Here is a 17,343-nt window from a genome sequence, read left to right on the forward strand (position 1 = left end):
CTTCCATCTAAGGGATGGAAGGGGGTCGTCAGGTGGAACGCGGGGTCTCAGTCCGTGCCCCGTCAGGACCCCGTCACCCGAACGTGAACGTGAAGACCTGCATCCCCGCGGGCACGTCGAGCTCGACGGTCCCCTCGCTCGGCCCGTCGCCCTCCAGCACCGGGTAGAGCGTCGGGTTCCCCGAGACGTCGATCTCGCGCCGTTCGACGACCTTCCCCGCCGCGTCCCGGACCGTCGCGGTGACCGTCCCCTCGCCACCCAGGACGCTGAACACGTCCGTACCGCGGTACGCGAGTCGCACGCGGGCGCCGTCGGACACCGCGGTGGCTCCCTGGAAGTCGACGTCCCACGTCCCGCCCAGCGAGAACGTGTCGGTGGCCTGCTCCTGGGTGAGCGTGAACGCCTGCTCGCCCGCGGCGTAGCGCGGCTCGCCCGCGTAGTTGCCCACCTTGCCCACCGAGAGGTACGTCTCGGGGGTCGTCGACCCGTCAGGCGTCCCGTCCTCGACCGAGGTCGCGCCCGGCAGGCTCACGCCCGGGTTCGCGTCCGCGAGGAGCTCGCGGATCAGCCCCTCGGTGGCCTCGTACCCGCCCTCGCCGAAACGGATGTGCCGCACGGTCCCCTCGGCGTCGATCAGGTACTGCGCGGGCCAGTAGCGGTTCCGGTACGCGGTCCAGGTCGCGTAGGAGTTGTCCTGCGCGACCGGGTACGTGACGCCCAGGTCGTCGGCCCCCGCCACGACGTTGCGCGTCTCGCGCTCGAACGCGAACTCGGGCGTGTGCACCCCGATCACCTCGAAGCCCTCGCCCACGTCCTCGTACTGCTCGTACCAGGCGTTCACGTGCGGGATCGCGCGCTGGCAGTTGATGCAGGAGTAGGCCCAGAAGTCGACGAGGACGACCTTGCCCCGCAGGCCGTCGAGCGCGAGCGGCTGGTCGCCAGGGGTGTTGAACCACGTGTCGATCCCGCGCAGCGCGGGAGCGGGCCCGCAGTCCTCGAGCTCGGGCGCACCGTTCGAGCAGTTCGACAGCTCACGGTTCTCGTCCGTGACGATCCCGCCGAGGTCGAGCGCCTCGCGCACCGTCCCGGACGCGTCGACGCGCTCCTGGAGGCTGCCCGTGTAGTCGGGCAGCGCGCGCTGGAGGTACGCGGGCAGGTTGAACGCGAGCCCGACGGCGAGCGCGATCATGACCACACCACCGGCCACGCGGATCCCGCGCGTGTGACGCTGGAAGGCCTTGACCCGCTCGGCCACCCGACGTCCCGCGAGCGCGAAGACCAGCAGCGGGACCGCGGCCCCGACCGCGAACGACACCGTGAGCGCGACCGTCTCCGGCCCGATGTTCCCCGTCGCCCCTGCGACCGTGATCGCCGCGAGGACCGGCCCCGCGCACGGCACGTACAGGACCCCCAGGCCCAGGCCCAGCACGAATGCCCCGCGGTCCTGGCTGCGCGCCCCGCGACGTGAACCCAGGGCCGCGATCCTCTGGAACGGCCGCTCGAGCACCTCCTCGAACCGGGGCACGATCATGCCCACGCCGATGACCGCGAGCAGCGTCAGCCCCACCCAGCGCAGCAGGTCCTGCGGGAGCCCGAGCGCCCCGAGGAGCAACGAGCCGAGCAGCGTGAACACGCTGAAGCTCACGACGAGCCCGGCGATCACGAGGTACGGCCGCCACGACCGGCGCGCGCCCTCGCGCTTGCCGCTCGCGGTGCCGCTGCCCGTGCCCGTGCCCGTCCCGCTGGCGCTGCCCTCGCCGGCCGGCCGGACCGCCGTGACGACCTGACCACGCGCACCGACCTGGACCGCGCCGGGGACGCCCGCGAACAGCGAGGCGGTCGGGGCACCCGAGCCGGCCCCCGCCGAGGGCGACGGGTCCGCGGTGGCCGGTGCGCCGTCGGGCACGGAGACGGGCGACGGGGCGGCGACCGCGCCGTCGCGGGCACCCTGCACACCGCCCGCGAAGAAGATCACGGGGAGCATCGGGAGGATGCACGGCGAGATGCCGGTGATGAGGCCACCGAGCAGGCCGATGAGCACGAGGGTTTCCATGGCCGAGGTTCGGCGCGACGGCCCCGGCGGATGGGTCGCGGATCTTCCAGGACGTCCGACCCATCCACCCCGGCCCCCGCTCCGAACCTCCTGCGAGACGTCCCGCACCTGGCGGGGCGACGACAACGAGGAGAGACCGATGAACGTTCGAACCCGTTCGTACGCCGTGGCCGGCGTCGCCGCCCTGGCGATCCTGGGCCTGACCGCCTGCAGCTCCGACTCGGACTCCGGCTCCGGGAGCGACTCGTCGAGCGCGTCGGAGATGACGACGCCCTCCGACGACATGTCGCAGGAGGCCATGACCCCCGAGGTCGACCCCGCGGCGAACCTCGTCGGCCCCGGCTGTGCCGCCTACGCCGAGCAGGTCCCCGACGGCGCCGGCTCCGTGACCGGCATGTCGACCGACCCGGTCGCCGTCGCCGCCTCCAACAACCCGCTGCTCACGACCCTCACCGCCGCGGTGAGCGGACAGCTCAACCCCGACGTGAACCTGGTCGACACGCTCAACGGCGGCGAGTTCACGGTGTTCGCGCCGGTCGACGACGCGTTCGCCAAGATCGACCCGGCGACCATCGAGAGCCTCAAGACCGACTCCGACACGCTGACCAAGATCCTCACCTACCACGTGGTGCCCGGCCAGCTCACCCCGGACCAGGTCGTCGGTGAGCACGAGACCGTCGAGGGCGGGACCGTGACCGTCACGGGCTCGGGCGACGACCTCATGGTCAACGACGCCAAGGTGATCTGCGGCGGCGTCATGACGCAGAACGCCACGGTCTACCTCGTCGACACGGTCCTCATGCCGACCATGTGACCCGAACGCCGGCCGTCGCGGTTGTCCCCGTGCCGCGGCGGTCGGCCCTCAGCGGTCTGCGGGCCGCCCACGGGGACGACGGACGAGGAGCCGGTCGCACCGGACGGGATGCCCGGAGCGACCGGCTCCTCTTCGCGCCCACCGGTCAACGGTGAGCGCGGACCACCTCAGCGGTCAGGCGTTCGCCCGACGACGAGCCCAGACGATGCCCGCACCGCCGCCGACGAGCAGGACTGCCAGGAAGGCGGCAGCGCCTGCGGTCGCGCCGGTCGCCGCGAGGGACGGACCGCCCTGCGCCTCGGCGCTGACCGGGGTCGCGGGTCCGTCCAGCGGACCGGTCGCGGCGAGGATGCGCGGGTTCGCGCACGCCGCCGTCGCCGCGGGGTAGCTCACGGTCGTCGAGTAGCCGGGGTTGACCTCGAAGTGGACCTCGACGCCCGCTCGCGTCCATGCGTAGTTGCCGTCGGTCTCGGTGTACGTACCGTCGGCCTGACGCTCCCAGCCCGGCCACGCCCGGGGCTCGCCCGCAGAGGCGCCCGGCCACAGGAGCGTGCCGTCGAGCGGCAGGCCCTCGACCGTGTAGTCCTCACCGTCGCCGGGGTGGAGGAACGTGATGGTCAACGGGCGGTCGCTGTCCGCGACGTAGCCCTCGGGCAGGAAGACCTCGTAGCCGAGGTAGGGCGTGTCGGCCTCGCAGACCGCGCCGATGTCGCCCGGGATCAGGGCACACTCAGCGGCGTCCTGGTCGATCGCGAAGGTCGCGGACGTGCCGTCCTCGGCGAGGACGTACCCCTCGGCCGCGGCGAGCTCGTACCCTGCCGCCGGGCGCGCGACGATCGTGTCGCCCGCGCGCTCGTAAGTGATCTCCGAGGTGTCCTGCGGAGCGTCGACCGTGCGCCCGGCCGGCGTGCACACGTCACCGACGGTCGGCACGACCGGGGTCACGGGCTTCGCCGGCGTCTCGGGGGCAGGCTTCGTCGGGCGGGACGGGGTCAGCGGGGCGGGCTCCACGGCACATGCCGGTACCTCGATCAGGTCGCCGAGGTCGTGGTGCTTCGAGTCGATCAGGACGCCACCCAGGGCCGACGTGGGCGGGGTGATGGTCGCGGGCCATTCGAACGAGCCGTTCTGCTTGACCCTGTCCTGCTGGACCGCCCAGCCCTCGCCGCAGACCTCTGCGGGCAGGACCGTCGGGAAGGTCGTGTACCACTCGGTCCCCGGCTTGGAGGCGACGAGCGTCTGCGTCCCCGAGTTCGTCCAGGAGGCCGGCTTCGCGGCGTCGTTCTTCTTGTAGACGTAGAGGCCGACCTCCTTGCCGGGCTTCGGCGTCGGTGCGCCGGCGCAGGGCGGAGTCGCCCCGTCGTCGCTGAAGTCGAACTGCTTACCGTCCGAGGCCTTGACGGAGAGCTCCCACGAGTGACCGACCGAGGTGTCGGGGAACGCGTAGGACGTCGACCAGGAACGCTTGAAGGACTCGTCCTTCACGACCTTTCCGTCGACCTTCACGACGACGGAGTTGGCCTTGTCGGAGTACTGGGTGAGCCTGACCTCGAGGCCGGCGCAGTCCGCGGTGACGCGGGGGGTGTGGGCGGAGGCGGGGGCCGCGGTGGCGACCAGTCCGCCGAGTGCGAGCAGCGCGGCAGCGCCGCTCGCCAGGAGCTTCTTCACGGGTGGTGGATTCCTTCCGGGGTGATGTCGGAGCGCCTTCGCACGACGACACAGGTGGGAACGTGTCGTATTGCATCACCAATACCCAGAGTTTTACAAACCCTGGCATATACTCGGAATCGGACCAAGGGATTACCCGAGAGCGGGTATTTCTCAGGCCTTTTCTGCGGAATCTCTATCCGAGGTCGGGTATCACGTCTCGAGCACGACGAGCGGGTCGCTCGTGGGCTGCGGAGAGCCACCCGCGGGCTCGAGCGTCACGGCGACCCCCGCGCTCCCCGACGCCTCGACGAGCAGGGCCGCCGACCCGTCGCGCGCGTCGAAGACCCCGGCGGACACCATCTCCTCCCCCTCGACGAGCCAGAGCTGATAGTCCTCCGCCGAGCCCGCCTGCGGCAGGTCCGTGACGGAGAAGAGCACGCGGTCCCCCGAGACGAGGGCGCTCGCGTCCCCGCCGCCCACCATCTCGCCCCGGACGATCTCCGCGGCCGGGTCGGCGAGCATCGAGGCGACCGCGTCGGCCTGCGTCTGGAGCCGGACCTGCTCCTGCCGCGCCTGGATCGCGATCGTCGTCGGGACCGCGACGGCCACGACCGCCGCCGCGGCCACCGCGACGACCGCCCACCGCCTGCGCCGCACCGCCCCCTGGCGGGCACCGTCGGCCGCTCCGGCCGAGCCCGCACCCCGGGGGGTCTGGGCGACCTGCGGCACGGAGGCGATGCTCCCGAGCACGCGCTCGCGCAGCGCGGCGGGCGGCGCGGTGTCCACGGTGAACGCCGCGACCACCGCACGGTGCTCGTCGAGCTCACGACGCGCATCCGGGTCGGCCGAGAGCAGCCGCTCCACGGCGCGCCGGTCCAGGTCGTCGACCGCGTCGAGCGCGTAGGCCGCGAGCAGGTCACGGGGGTCTCCCGGCCCGCCCTGCGCGTCAGACCTGTCCGGCCCCGCAGGACCGGCGGGCACGCGGCCGTCGTCAACCACGGCTCACCCCCAGGCAGTCACGCAGCCGCACGAGGCCGTCACGGATCCTCGACTTCACGGTCGGCACGGCCGCCCCCAGCTCCACCGCCACCTCCCGGTACGTCAGCCCGCCGAAGTACGCCCGCACGACGGCGTCGCGCTGGGTCTGCGTCAAGCTCCCCAGGCACTGCCTCACCGCTGCCGACTCGAGCAGCTGCTCGACCTCCTCCGCCACGACGTCGCGCACGCCCCCGGCGAACCTGCCGTCGACGTCCTTCTGGTCCCGGACCCGGCGCGACTGCTCGGACCGCACCCGGTCCACCGCCCGCCGTCGGGCCATCGTGACCACCCACGTGCGCGCCGACCCCCGGGAGGCGTCGAAGCGCACTGCCGTCTGCCACACCTCGATCATCACCTCCTGGGTCACTTCCGCCGCATGGTCGTCGTCGCGCAGCACGCCGAGAGCCGTGCCGAAGACTGCCGGGGCCAACGCGTCGTACACCGGCGCGAACGCGTCCGGGTCACCCCCGGCGCACGCGGCCAGCGCGGCATCGAGAGCGTCGGGCTCGCTCGTCCTCACAGGTGGCACCCGCCCAGTCTGCCCCAGGCCTGCCGACGCGGCGCACCGGCGGACCACCCGCGGCACGTGGCCTCCCGCGACGACCGAGGCACCTGTGGTTCGTCGCCGACGAGCCGGCGGATGGGTCCCGGCGGTCGTCGCTCGCGAGCCGCTACCCTCGCGGGGTGACCGAGACGCAGCGCAGCCCCCGGATCCAGCCCGTGTACCTGGTGGTGGCAGGACTCTTCGTCGTCCTGGTCGCCCTCGCCGTCTGGGCCGTGAGCCGTCCCGGCAACGCCGCCACCACCCCCGCCCCGCTCTCCGACGAGGAGGCCGTCACCGCCCTCGAGAAGGAGGTCGGGGCGCTCGACGGTGTCGAGTCGGTCGAGATCGAGAAGACCGAGACGGACGAGCCGGGCATGGACGTCCCGGTCCTGCGGCTCGTCATGACGATCGACCTCGAGAGCTTCGCCGGCCCCCAGGCCTCGCAGGACACCGCGGACAAGGCGCGCACCGCTCTCCTCGAGGCGGGGATACGGGGCTTCCACGAGACGTGGGTCGTCGACGAGATCCCCGGGACCGACGCGACGCTGCGCGTCGGGATGGACGGCACCGGGATGTACTCGGTCGCCGCCGGCGTCGGGTTCCTCGACGCCGGGGCCACCTCGGTCCTGTCCGACGCGACGACCACGGCCGTGACCGTCCGCGCCCCGGAGAACCTCCCCACGATCGCCCAGGTGGCCCAGGACCTCGGCCACGGGATCGTCTCGCTGTCGACCGACGACTCCCGCGCCCGGTACTTCGGCGGCCACTACCTCACGCCCCCACCCCTGCCCGCCGTCGCACTCCTCGCCGAGGCCTCCGCGCGCGACGAGGTCACCGAGGTCTCGTACGACGCCGGACCCGCGATCGAGGAGACCTCCCCGGACGCCGGCGACGCGCCCCTCCTGACGGTCCGCGTCGACGGGGACCCCGCCCCCACGGCCGCATGGCTGCGCGCCTCGGGCCAGGCCGAGCTGCTCGGACGCCCGGTCCAGTTCGTGGTCGACGGCGAGGGGGCGTCCCAGACGGGCTGGGTGAGCGACCTCGAACCGGCCGGACCTGACCCGGCGATCGCCGAGCAGGACGCGGTGGACACCGCGGCCGCCGCAGCCGACGGGATCCCTGCCTGCACCGGCACGGACCTCACCCCGGAGCTCGCCGGGTTCGACGCCGCCGCGGGGTCGCGCTTCGCGATCCTGCGCGCCACGAACGACTCGGGCGCAGCGTGCGCGGTGGACGGTCGCCCCGAGCTGGCCTTCCTGCGCGCCTCGGGCACCGAGCCCGAGGTCACCCTCGAGCCGTACATGGACGGCGGCAGCTCCGTCCGGCTCGTCGTCCTCCCCGGCCAGACCGTCGAGTCGCTGGTCCGGTGGGGTGCGATGTCCACGACCAACGACCCGGACGTGACCACGAGCTTCCTCGTCAAGACCGTGATCGGCGCAGACGCCGTCCGCCTGCCCGTGACCTCCCACATGGGCGGGGAGGGGGGCGTCGACATCCTCGACGGGGCGACCGTGGAGGTCGGCTCCTGGGCCACCCCGAGCAGCACGGCCCCCTGACCCCCGTCCCAGGACGACGACGGCCGTCCTCCCCGTGGGAGAGCGGCCGCCGTCCTGGAGCGAGGGGGCTCAGAGCGCCCGGCGCGCCCGCACCGACTCGGCGAGCTCGCCGAGCAGCTCGGCCGTCGTGTCCCAGTCGATGCACTTGTCCGTCACGGACTGCCCGTACACGAGCCCGCTCGGAGCGGGCGCCTGCGCCCCCGCCACGAGGAAGCTCTCCATCATGAGACCCGTGATGCCGGCCTCGCCCTCGGCGATCCTGGCCGCGACCTCGCGCACGACCTCGGCCTGGCGCACGTGGTCCTTGCCCGAGTTGCCGTGGCTCGCGTCGATGACCAGGCCGTGCTCGACGGCCCCGCCCAGGCCCGAGGACGCGGCGACGCGCAGGGCGGACGCGACGTCGTCGGGGCTGTAGTTGGGGCCGCTGCGGCCGCCGCGCAGGATGATGTGGCAGTCCGGGTTGCCCGCGGTCTCCACCGCGGCCGCCCGGCCCGCACCGTCCGTGCCGAAGAAGGTGTGCTCGCTCGCCGCGGTGATGCAGCCGTCGACCGCGATCTGGATGTCGCCGTCGGTCGCGTTCTTGAAGCCGACCGGCATCGACAGGCCCGACGCGAGCTGGCGGTGCACCTGGCTCTCGACGTTGCGCGCGCCGATCGCACCCCACGACACGGTGTCGGCGATGTACTGCGGGCTCGTCGGCTCGAGGAACTCGGTCGCCGCGGGGACGCCCGCGTCGAGGACGCCGAGCAGGACCTCGCGCGCCAGGTGCAGGCCACGGTTGACGTCGTGGGACCCGTCGAGGTCGGGGTCGTTGATGAGCCCCTTCCAGCCGACCGTCGTGCGCGGCTTCTCGAAGTACACGCGCATGACGATCGCGAGGTCCTCGGACAGGTCCTTCGCGACGGCCGCGAGGCGGTGCGCGTAGTCGAGCGCGGCCTCGGGGTCGTGGACCGAGCACGGGCCGACGATGACCAGCAGTCGGTCGTCCTCCCCCGCCAGGACGTCCCGGATCTCGCGGCGCGACTGGGTGACCAGGTCGCCGCGGGCCGTGCCGAGGGGAAGCTCGGCGAGCATGTCGACGGGAGCGGGCAGCGGGTCGAGGGCGCGGATGCGCAGGTCGCTCGTGGGCGCCTGCAGCTCGTACTCGGGGTGGGAGGTCACGCGTTCCATGGTGTCACCTGCACCGGCGGGCGACGTGGTCGTCTCGTGGTGACGTTCGTCCGGCGAGACGGCGGTCGAGGTCGTGGCGGTCATGCGGGGCTCCTGATCTGAAGGTGACTCAGACGGAGCCGCGCGGCCTGCTCTGTGTCCGGAGTCGGCCCGTCTGAATGACGAAGGGCCCGGACGCGGTCTGCGTCCAAGGCCCTGTGCTGGCTCCGGGGGGAAGGTTGGTCAGGCGAACGCCCGCTCGGCCCCTCCAGGAGCCAGCGTAAAGCGCCGATACCAACGAACCGTGTTCACGCGACGACCGTAGCACAGGGGTTTCGGGGCACCAGCGGGTTGTCTCACTCCCCGGGCGGTCGACGTCTGACACGCCCCGGGACCGCAGGTCTAGGCTCGACCTCATGCCGATCCCCGAGTTCGTCGCCGCTCTCCGGTCCCGCGTCGGGACCGACCTCCTGTGGATGCCGGGGGTGTCGGGCGTCGTGATCGACGACGCGGGCCGCCTCCTCCTGGGCCGGCGCGCCGACACCGGACAGTGGGCGGTCGTCAGCGGCATCCTCGAACCGGGCGAGGACCCGGCCGTGGGCCTCGCCCGCGAGGTCCTGGAGGAGACCGGCGTCGCGGTCTACGTCGACGCCCTGACAGGGGTCACCGTGACGCCGCCCGTCGAGTACCCGAACGGCGACCGGTCGCAGTACCTCGACCTGTGCTTCCTGTGCCGACCGGTCTCCCCCGCCGCGGCGGCCGCGGCCCACGTCGCGGACGACGAGTCGCTCGCCGTCGCGTGGTTCGCGCCCGACGACCTGCCGGCCGACCTGGCCGCGTCGACGAGCGAGCGCCTCGGCCACACGCTGGGCTACCTCGCGGACCCGAGCGCGGGCCCGCACTTCGTCCGGTAGCCCGTCCTCACGACCAGCGGAACAGCCTCGCCGCGAGCGGCAGCAGCACCACGGTCCACACCACCATGACCACGAGCTGCGACACCGGGACGCCGGTCCCGAACCAGCCCGTCGTCATGGCCTGCGTCGCCGCGCCGAGCGGCGTGTACCCGGCGATGGTCCGCACGACCTCGGGCATGACCGGCCCGGGCGTCCACATGCCCGCGAGGAACAGCATCGGGAAGTACAGCGTCATCCCGACCGCCGACGCCGTGCTCGCCTTCCCGGCACGCGACGCGATGAGCATCCCGATCGAGAACATCGACAGGATCCCCAGCAGGAAGCTCGCCAGGACGATCGTGAGGTTCGTGGGGCCCGCGAGGTCGAACACCTGGCTCCCCACGACCACCGCGAGCAGCGCCGCGACGCAGACCATCACCAGGTTGATGAACAGGTGTGCCCCGATGAGCCCCTGCGGCTTCATGGGGGTCGTCGAGAGCCGGCGCAGCACGCCCTTCTCGCGGAACGTCGCGAAGTACACGGGCAGGGTCGTGAGCGCGACCGTCGCGACCGCGGTCGCGAGCGCCACGGGCACGTAGACCGCGACCGCCGTCAGCCCCTCCCACGGCGGCGGCGCGTCGGTGATGACGTCCCGCATGCCGGGGAACGCGAAGCCCACGCCCACGAGCAGGACCGTCGGGAAGAAGAGCGCGAAGAAGACCGTGCCCGGGTCGCGGAGCAGCAGGCGGGCCTCGGTCAGGGTCAGCGTCCGCAGGCCGTGCCAGCCGGTGCCGGCGATCCTGCGGCGTCGGGGGCCGGGCGTGCGCCGGGCACCCCGTGTCGTCGTCCGTGCCGTCTGCGTGGTCATCGCGCTGCTCCTTCGGTGTCGGACCGGTCGCCGGTCGATGCGGCGGCACTCTCCCCCGTGTGGTCGTACGTCCTGCCCGTGACGTGCACGAACACGTCCTCGAGCGATCTGGTCATGGTCCGGACGTCGGGCACCACGTCGCGCTCCGCGAGGGCCAGCACGACGGCGGGCAGCACCCTCCGCGTCCCCGTCACCTCGATCTCGCGGCCCGCTCGTGCCACGGCCCGGACGTCCGCGAGGTCGTCGAGGACCTCGAGCACGCCGGGCTCCTCGTGGGGCTCGACCCGTAGCCGCAGGACGCGCGAGGAGTCGACCGACTCGATGAGCTCGGCCGGGGACCCCGCCGCGACGACGACGCCCTGGTCGATGATGACGAGGCGGTCGCACAGGCGCTCGGCCTCGTCCATGAAGTGCGTCACGAGCAGGATCGTCACGCCCCGGTCCCGCACGCGTTCGACGAGCTCCCACGTCGCTCGGCGGGCCTGCGGGTCGAGCCCGGTGGTCAGCTCGTCGAGGATCGCGACCTGCGGGTTCCCGACGAGCGCGAGCGCGATCGAGAGCCGCTGCTTCTGCCCGCCCGAGAGCTTCGCGAACTGCTGGTCGCGGTGCGGGGCGAGGTCCAGCAGGTCCATGAGCTCGGCCGTGTCGGCCGGGTCCTCGTAGAACGAGGCGTAGAGCCGCAGCGCCTCGGCCACGGTCATGCGCTCGTTGAGCTCGGCCTCCTGGAGCTGGACGCCCAGGAGCTCGCGCACCGAGGCCGGGTCCGACTGCGGGTCCCGGCCCAGGATCCGGACGGTCCCGGCATCGGCCTGCCGGAGCCCGGCGAGGCACTCGACCGTGGTCGTCTTGCCGGCCCCGTTGGGGCCGAGGATGCCGAAGATCTCCCCCGGCCCGACGGCGAAGCTCACGTCGCGCACGGCGACGGTGCTCCCGTACGCCTTGCGCAGGGCGACGACCTCGATGGCCGGTGCGGCGCCGTCGGGCACGGTGCGTGCCGAGAGCGACGGCACGGCCGACGACGACGGGGGGACGGACGGGGCAGGATGTGCGGTGGTCATGGTGACCTCCTCGAGGGTGTGCTCGTCCGCCGGGCGGCGAACCGGTGGACCGGGCGCCGTCCGCTGGACGGGATGGACGTTCGTGGTGGGTGCGCCGGCCCCGGGGAGGGGGCGCGCCGCGCTAAGGCGTCGGGGACGCCAGTGCCGTCAGGACCGTCAGGTCGTGACGGGAGCGATGGCCACCGACCTCGTGACCAGGTGGAACGCGAACGCCGCTGCGGCGAGGCTCAGGAGGCCGCCCGCCACCGCGGTGAGCACCTGGGCGTCGGCCAGACCGACCGCCTGCGCGAACGGCTTGCCGAAGTACCCGCTCTGGAACGCGAGCTCGACGAGGACCAGGGGGACCAGGAACGGCACGATGGCGAACGTTCCGCGCCACACGCCGAAGGCGTAGTAGCCCATGCCGACCGAGGCGCCCACGAGCCAGTACACGCTGCAGAAGAAGAGCTGCACCAGGAACGCCGTGCCGACCTGCCCGCCGTCGACGTAGAGCTGGGCCCGGTCGAGCTCGGGCGACCAGCCCTGCGCCCGGAAGACGAGCCACTCCACGTAGCCGAGCACCGCCGCCACGACCGCGAACGTGAGCCCGAGGAAGACCGCCGTGAACCAGGCCGAACGGATGAACGACCGCCGGGTGCCTCCCGCCGCGACGTGCATCGCGATCATGGCGAGGGGCGTGATGATGCCCATGACGAACAGGAAGAACTTCGCCGACCCGCTCACGACGCCGTCGATCACGCTGCCGTCGAGGATGTCGGTGCGCACCTCGACGTAGCCGATGATGCCCGCGATGATCAGCACGATCGCCCAGAACCACACGCCGATCTGCCACGTCCCGGCGCACATCGACCACGCCGAGGTACGCAGCGACCTCGTCTCGGCCGCGCGACGCACCGTGGCACGCTGTGCCTCGCGGTCGGTGAGGGCCGTGGGGCCCGCCAGGTTCTCGGTCATGACCGCTCCTCCCGGGTCAGGTGCACGAACAGGTCCTGCAGGGGCACCGCGCCGAGCTCGAGGCCCGCCTCGGTCGCCGCGGTGCGCTCGGCGTCGTCGAGCGTGCCGAAGAGCGTGACCTGGGCGGTGCCGCCCAGGCGCTGGCGGGCCAGGACACGTCGACCGTCGACGAACTGCTCGACCACGGCAGCCGCCCCCGTGAGGCTCACTCCCCTGCCGCGGACCGACTCGACGCTCTCCGCGAGGAGCACACGCCCCTTGTCCACGATCACGACGTCCTCGAAGATCCGCTCGACCTCGTCGATCAGGTGGCTCGACAGGACGATCGTGCGCGGGTGCTCGGTGTAGTCCTCGACGAGCGCGTCGTAGAACGCGTACCGGCTGGGCGCGTCCATCCCGAGGTACACCTCGTCGAAGATCGTCAGCGGTGCCCGCGACGCGAGCCCGATGGCCGCGCCGAGCGCCGAGCGCTTGCCGCGCGAGAGGCTCTCGGGAGGCTTGCGCAGGTCGATCTCGAACAGGTCGACCAGGCCGGTCGCGAGGTCGGCGTCCCAGTGCTCGCGCAGCTCCGCGTAGTACCCCAGGGTGTCCTTGACCTTGGTCGCGGCGATGGTGTCGCCGCTCTCGCGGACGAGCTGGGTGCCGGCCATGGCCCAGGCGTTCTCGAACGGGTCCTCGCCGTCGACCAGCACGGTCCCGGCGTCGGGGCGGCGCATGGCCGCGATCAGCGAGAGGGCGGTGGTCTTGCCCGCTCCGTTGCGGCCGAGCAGGCCCGTGATGGTGCCAGGGCGGACCTGGAGGCTCAGGCCGTCGAGCGCAGGGTGCTTCTCGTCCTTGCCGAAGCTCAGGGTCACGTCCCGCAGCTCGACGCCGAACGGCTCGGGGCGGGTGGGGGCGGTCATGAGGTCTCTCCCGTCGGGGGGTGCGTGGGGGCGGGGCCCGCGGAGCTCGCGGCGCCACGACCGAGGACGTGGTCCACGATCTCGGCGGGGGTGATGCCCAGCAGGTCGGCCTGGACCAGGGCGGGGCGCAGGACCTCGGCGAAGTAGCGGTCGCGGTGCTCGGCGAGCAGCTTCTCGCGGGCTCCGGTCGCGACGAACATGCCGACCCCGCGCCGCTTGTAGAGGACTCCCTCGTCGACCAGCCCGGCGAAGGCCTTGGCGGCGGTCGCGGGGTTGATGCGGAAGGTCGTGGCGTACTGGGTCGTGGACATGACCTGCTCCTCCTCGGCGAGGTCGCCGCTCAGGATCTGGGCGCGGATCTGCTGGGCGATCTGCAGGTAGATGGGTTCAGGTCCGTCGAACATGGGGCCCATCCTCTCGTCGATCGCACGTTCTGTGGTTCATTACATGAGTAATGAACCACAGAACCCTGCCTGCGCGCAAGGGTCTTCCTCGCCGAGAAGTGAGCTGTGGCCCCTGATCCCGTCGGATCAGGGGCCACAGCTCACTTCTCGGGGACGGCACACAGCACGACGGCGCCCGCCCACCAGAAGGTGAGGGGCGCCGTCGGGCACTGCGATGCGTCGTCCGTGTCAGAACCAGCGCGACCTCGGGGTCACGCTGGTTCTGACAGCCGGGTCACACCGGGGTCGACGCCTTGCTCGCGAGGTCCGCCGCGACCAGCTCCGCGACCTGCACCGCGTTGAGCGCGGCACCCTTGCGGAGGTTGTCGTTCGACACGAACAGCACCAGGCCGCGACCGCCCGGCACGCTCTGGTCGGTACGGATGCGGCCCACGAACGACGGGTCGGCGCCTGCGGCCTCGAGCGGGTTCGGGACGTCCGAGAGCGCGACCCCCGGAGCCGCCGCGAGCAGCTCGCGCGCACGGTCCGGCGAGATGGCCTGCCCGAACTCGGCGTGGATCGCGAGCGAGTGACCCGTGAACACCGGGACGCGCACGCACGTGCCCGCGACCAGCAGGTCCGGGAGGCCGAGGATCTTGCGCGACTCGTTGCGGAGCTTCTTCTCCTCGTCGGTCTCCTCCTCGCCGTCGTCCACGATCGAACCGGCGAGCGGCACCACGTTGAACGCGATGTTGCGCGGGAACTTGTCCGGCGCGGGGAACGAGACCGCGCTGCCCGAGTGCACCAGACCCGTGAGGTCCTGCTCTGCCCCGGCGACCGCCTGGTCGCGCAGCTCGGCCGCACCGGCCAGCCCCGCACCCGAGACCGCCTGGTACGTCGCCACGATCAGGCGCTCCAGACCGGCCTCGTCCGCGAGCGGCTTGAGGACCGGCATCGCCGCCATGGTGGTGCAGTTCGGGTTCGCGATGATGCCCTTGCGCGCCTCGTGGATGGCCTCCGGGTTGACCTCCGAGACGACCAGCGGGACGTCCGGGTCCATGCGCCACGCGGACGAGTTGTCGATCACGACGACGCCCGCAGCGGCGTACCGCTCGGCCTGCGCCTTCGAGGTCGCGCCGCCCGCGGAGAACAGGGCGATGTCGAGGCCCGAGACGTCGGCCGTGGCCGCGTCCTCCACGACGACGTCCTCGCCCTTCCACGGCAGCGTGCTGCCCGCGGAGCGCGCCGACGCGAAGTAGCGGATCTGCGCGACCGGGAAGTCGCGCTCCTCGAGCAGACGACGCATGACGGCGCCGACCTGACCGGTCGCCCCGACGACGCCGACGACGAGGCCTGCAGAGTTCTGGTTGCTCATGGTTCTCTCCTCGCTCAACGGCCGGTGCCGGCGTAGACGACTGCTTCGCTCTCGCCGTCCAGCTCGAACGCGGTGTGGATGGCCCGCACCGCGTCGTCGAGGCTGTCGGCGCGGGTCACGACCGAGATACGGATCTCCGACGTCGAGATCATCTCGATGTTGATGCCCGCGTCGCGCAGCGCACCGAAGAGCTGCGCCGAGACGCCCGGGCTCGACTTCATGCCCGCCCCGATGAGCGAGACCTTGCCGATCTGGTCGTCGTACTGGAGCGACGCGAAGCCGATCTCCTCGCGCACGGCGTCCAGGGCCGTGGTCGCGAGGGCGCCGTCGTCCATGGGCAGCGTGAACGAGATGTCCGTCAGGCCCGTGGCCGCGACCGAGACGTTCTGGACGATCATGTCGATGTTCGCGCCCGCACCGGCCACGACCTCGAAGATGCGTGCGGCCGTGCCCGGCACGTCCGGGACGCCGACGACGGTGATCTTGGCCTCGCTGCGGTCGTGCGCGACGCCGGAGATGATCGGAGCTTCCATGATGACCTCTGCCTCGTTGCCGGCCGGGGAGCCGGGAGCCTGCTGGGGGACGTTCGGCACGGAGCGCGCGTCGTTCGACACGATCGTCCCGGCCTTGGTCGAGAACGACGAACGGACGTGGATGGGCACGCCGTAGCGGCGCGCGTACTCGACGCAGCGCAGCACCAGGACCTTGGCCCCGCTCGCCGCCATGTCGAGCATCTCCTCGTAGGAGATGTGGTCGATCTTGCGGGCCGTCGGCACGATGCGCGGGTCCGCGGTGAACACGCCGTCGACGTCGGTGTAGATCTCGCACACGTCGGCGCTCAGGCCCGCCGCGAGCGCCACGGCCGTGGTGTCCGAGCCGCCGCGGCCGAGCGTCGTGACGTCGTTGGTGCTCTGCGTGACGCCCTGGAACCCGGCGACGATCGCGACCGAGCCCTTCTCGACGGTCTCGCGGATGCGGTGCGGGACGACGTCGACGATGTGCGCCTTGCCGTGCACGGCGTCCGTGATCACGCCGGCCTGCTGGCCCGTGAACGACTTCGCCTTCACACCGAGGTTGTTGATCGCCATCGCCAGCAGCGACATCGAGATGCGCTCGCCTGCCGTGAGCAGGATGTCCATCTCGCGCTGGGGAGGGAGGGGGGTGACCTGCTGGGCGAGATCGATGAGCTCGTCCGTCGTGTCACCCATGGCCGAGACCACGACGACCACGTCATGTCCGGCCCGCTTGGTCTCTGCGATGCGCTTCGCCACCCGCTTGATGCTCTCCGCATCAGCTACCGACGAGCCACCATATTTCTGCACGACAAGTGCCACTTGCTGCTCCGTTACGTCGCCGGCCTCCGTCTCTCTCAACGGCCCGCCGGGTGCTTTACGAGTCGGTCGATGATAGCCCGGGGCCCGGGGTCGCCGGGAGGGGGCTCAGGATGCGGCCGGGGTCGACCGCTGACCAGCGCCGACGCCGTGCTCGGCGGGTGCCGAGAACGGGGTTCGGGCCGTTTCCGGGCCGTTGGCGGCCTCCATCCCGTTCTCGGCGGCGGGCGGGCAGCCGGTCAGCCGGTCAGGTGTGCGGGTTGGTCAGCACCAGGTAGGTGTAGAGCCCGAGCGCCACGCATGCGAGGACCAGGAGCACGAGACCCCGCCGGCGGGGCCGGGCGACGAGGATACCGAGCGCGGCAGGCACGGTGACGAGCACGGTGAAGAAGGCGAAGAACCCCGAGGCGGGTCGCGGTTCGCCGAAGCACCCGAAGTCGGCCTCGGCGTGCGGGCTCGGGTCGCACCCGAAACCCTCGACCCCGACGTCGTAGGCGATGAGAGCGGGGATCGCCACCAGGACGTACCCCACGACAGCGACGAGCACCCCGACGAGAGGACGCCACTGCCCCCACCCCGGCCCCCGCGAACGGGGCCGCGCGCGCAGGTCGTGCACGAGGTCGCCGTCACGGTTCGTCGCACCAGGCTGCCGTACCTGCGACCGCCCGCGAGACGGGTGCTCGCGCACGAGACGGGTCTCGCCGTCAGGTGCGTAGCCACCCGTCTCGGACCGGACCACCCGTCTCGGCCCCGGGCGACCGGTGCCCTCCGGCGC

The 17,343-nt window shown here is 72.3% G+C and carries 16 protein-coding genes; 3 read left to right on the forward strand and 13 right to left on the reverse strand.

The window, feature by feature from the left end:
- Positions 1 to 73: 73 nt before the first annotated feature.
- A complete protein-coding gene (locus tag JOD48_RS17315; RefSeq protein ID WP_204809902.1) occupies positions 74 to 2,053 on the reverse strand; it encodes a cytochrome c biogenesis protein DipZ in 1,980 nt (659 codons plus the stop codon).
- 139 nt (positions 2,054 to 2,192) lie between these two features.
- Here JOD48_RS17315 and JOD48_RS17320 point away from each other — a divergent pair, with 139 nt between their 5' ends.
- Positions 2,193 to 2,867: a fasciclin domain-containing protein gene (locus tag JOD48_RS17320; protein ID WP_191789635.1), complete on the forward strand. Its 675-nt coding sequence runs from the start codon at positions 2,193 to 2,195 to the stop codon at positions 2,865 to 2,867.
- A 174-nt stretch (positions 2,868 to 3,041) separates the two neighbouring features.
- Here JOD48_RS17320 and JOD48_RS17325 read toward each other — a convergent pair whose 3' ends face one another.
- The 3 genes from JOD48_RS17325 to sigK all read right to left on the reverse strand — a co-directional run bounded on the left by JOD48_RS17325 (position 3,042) and on the right by sigK (position 6,084).
- Positions 3,042 to 4,535, reverse strand: coding sequence for a hypothetical protein (locus JOD48_RS17325; protein WP_204809903.1), 1,494 nt, complete (start codon positions 4,533 to 4,535; stop codon positions 3,042 to 3,044).
- A 192-nt stretch (positions 4,536 to 4,727) separates the two neighbouring features.
- On the reverse strand, positions 4,728 to 5,516 hold the full coding sequence (locus JOD48_RS17330; RefSeq protein WP_204809904.1) for an anti-sigma factor: 789 nt from the start codon (positions 5,514 to 5,516) through the stop codon (positions 4,728 to 4,730).
- Positions 5,509 to 6,084, reverse strand: a complete 576-nt coding sequence (gene sigK / locus JOD48_RS17335; protein ID WP_204809905.1) for an ECF RNA polymerase sigma factor SigK — start codon at positions 6,082 to 6,084, stop codon at positions 5,509 to 5,511. The genes JOD48_RS17330 and sigK overlap by 8 nt, the downstream gene beginning before the upstream one ends.
- 155 nt (positions 6,085 to 6,239) lie before the next feature.
- Between sigK and JOD48_RS17340 the strand changes: the two genes are divergently transcribed.
- Positions 6,240 to 7,655 carry a DUF4232 domain-containing protein gene (locus JOD48_RS17340; protein WP_204809906.1) on the forward strand — a complete coding sequence of 472 codons (1,416 nt, stop codon included), beginning with the start codon at positions 6,240 to 6,242 and terminating at the stop codon, positions 7,653 to 7,655.
- 69 nt (positions 7,656 to 7,724) lie between these two features.
- Here the strand turns inward: JOD48_RS17340 and JOD48_RS17345 are convergent, their stop codons facing one another.
- Positions 7,725 to 8,825, reverse strand: a complete 1,101-nt coding sequence (locus JOD48_RS17345) for a 3-deoxy-7-phosphoheptulonate synthase (RefSeq protein WP_204810663.1) — start codon at positions 8,823 to 8,825, stop codon at positions 7,725 to 7,727.
- A gap of 395 nt (positions 8,826 to 9,220) precedes the next feature.
- Here JOD48_RS17345 and JOD48_RS17350 point away from each other — a divergent pair, with 395 nt between their 5' ends.
- Positions 9,221 to 9,718, forward strand: coding sequence for an NUDIX hydrolase (locus JOD48_RS17350; RefSeq protein ID WP_191789640.1), 498 nt, complete (start codon positions 9,221 to 9,223; stop codon positions 9,716 to 9,718).
- Between the two features lie 7 nt (positions 9,719 to 9,725).
- Here JOD48_RS17350 and JOD48_RS17355 read toward each other — a convergent pair whose 3' ends face one another.
- From JOD48_RS17355 to JOD48_RS17390, 8 genes are all read right to left on the reverse strand, one after another.
- Positions 9,726 to 10,565 carry an ABC transporter permease gene (locus tag JOD48_RS17355; protein WP_204809907.1) on the reverse strand — a complete coding sequence of 280 codons (840 nt, stop codon included), beginning with the start codon at positions 10,563 to 10,565 and terminating at the stop codon, positions 9,726 to 9,728.
- Entirely contained in the window at positions 10,562 to 11,623 is a 1,062-nt protein-coding gene (locus tag JOD48_RS17360; RefSeq protein ID WP_204809908.1) for an ABC transporter ATP-binding protein, read from the reverse strand. Before JOD48_RS17360 ends, JOD48_RS17355 begins: the two co-directional genes overlap by 4 nt.
- A 156-nt stretch (positions 11,624 to 11,779) precedes the next feature.
- Complete coding sequence (locus JOD48_RS17365; RefSeq protein WP_204809909.1) at positions 11,780 to 12,577, reverse strand: hypothetical protein; 798 nt, start codon at positions 12,575 to 12,577, stop codon at positions 11,780 to 11,782.
- Positions 12,574 to 13,479, reverse strand: coding sequence for an ATP-binding cassette domain-containing protein (locus JOD48_RS17370; protein ID WP_204809910.1), 906 nt, complete (start codon positions 13,477 to 13,479; stop codon positions 12,574 to 12,576). The genes JOD48_RS17365 and JOD48_RS17370 overlap by 4 nt, the downstream gene beginning before the upstream one ends.
- Entirely contained in the window at positions 13,476 to 13,883 is a 408-nt protein-coding gene (locus JOD48_RS17375; protein WP_204809911.1) for a GntR family transcriptional regulator, read from the reverse strand. Before JOD48_RS17375 ends, JOD48_RS17370 begins: the two co-directional genes overlap by 4 nt.
- 274 nt (positions 13,884 to 14,157) lie before the next feature.
- Positions 14,158 to 15,237 carry an aspartate-semialdehyde dehydrogenase gene (locus JOD48_RS17380; protein ID WP_204809912.1) on the reverse strand — a complete coding sequence of 360 codons (1,080 nt, stop codon included), beginning with the start codon at positions 15,235 to 15,237 and terminating at the stop codon, positions 14,158 to 14,160.
- A 14-nt stretch (positions 15,238 to 15,251) separates the two neighbouring features.
- Positions 15,252 to 16,571, reverse strand: coding sequence for an aspartate kinase (locus JOD48_RS17385; protein WP_138822672.1), 1,320 nt, complete (start codon positions 16,569 to 16,571; stop codon positions 15,252 to 15,254).
- A gap of 244 nt (positions 16,572 to 16,815) precedes the next feature.
- Entirely contained in the window at positions 16,816 to 17,307 is a 492-nt protein-coding gene (locus JOD48_RS17390; RefSeq protein ID WP_204809913.1) for a hypothetical protein, read from the reverse strand.
- Positions 17,308 to 17,343 lie beyond the last annotated feature (36 nt).

The sequence above is a fragment of the Oerskovia paurometabola genome (genome assembly GCF_016907365.1).
Taxonomy (GTDB): Bacteria; Actinomycetota; Actinomycetes; order Actinomycetales; family Cellulomonadaceae; genus Oerskovia; species Oerskovia paurometabola.

What these genes read in the sequence shown, in the direction of transcription:
- JOD48_RS17315 (WP_204809902.1), bottom strand. Translation starts at nt 2,053, where the DNA reads ATGGAAACCCTCGTGCTCATCGGCCTGCTCGGTGGCCTCATCACCGGC.
- JOD48_RS17320 (WP_191789635.1), top strand. Translation starts at nt 2,193, where the DNA reads ATGAACGTTCGAACCCGTTCGTACGCCGTGGCCGGCGTCGCCGCCCTG.
- JOD48_RS17345 (WP_204810663.1), bottom strand. Translation starts at nt 8,825, where the DNA reads ATGGAACGCGTGACCTCCCACCCCGAGTACGAGCTGCAGGCGCCCACG.
- JOD48_RS17350 (WP_191789640.1), top strand. Translation starts at nt 9,221, where the DNA reads ATGCCGATCCCCGAGTTCGTCGCCGCTCTCCGGTCCCGCGTCGGGACC.
- JOD48_RS17355 (WP_204809907.1), bottom strand. Translation starts at nt 10,565, where the DNA reads ATGACCACGCAGACGGCACGGACGACGACACGGGGTGCCCGGCGCACG.
- JOD48_RS17360 (WP_204809908.1), bottom strand. Translation starts at nt 11,623, where the DNA reads ATGACCACCGCACATCCTGCCCCGTCCGTCCCCCCGTCGTCGTCGGCC.
- JOD48_RS17365 (WP_204809909.1), bottom strand. Translation starts at nt 12,577, where the DNA reads ATGACCGAGAACCTGGCGGGCCCCACGGCCCTCACCGACCGCGAGGCA.
- JOD48_RS17370 (WP_204809910.1), bottom strand. Translation starts at nt 13,479, where the DNA reads ATGACCGCCCCCACCCGCCCCGAGCCGTTCGGCGTCGAGCTGCGGGAC.
- JOD48_RS17375 (WP_204809911.1), bottom strand. Translation starts at nt 13,883, where the DNA reads ATGTTCGACGGACCTGAACCCATCTACCTGCAGATCGCCCAGCAGATC.
- JOD48_RS17380 (WP_204809912.1), bottom strand. Translation starts at nt 15,237, where the DNA reads ATGAGCAACCAGAACTCTGCAGGCCTCGTCGTCGGCGTCGTCGGGGCG.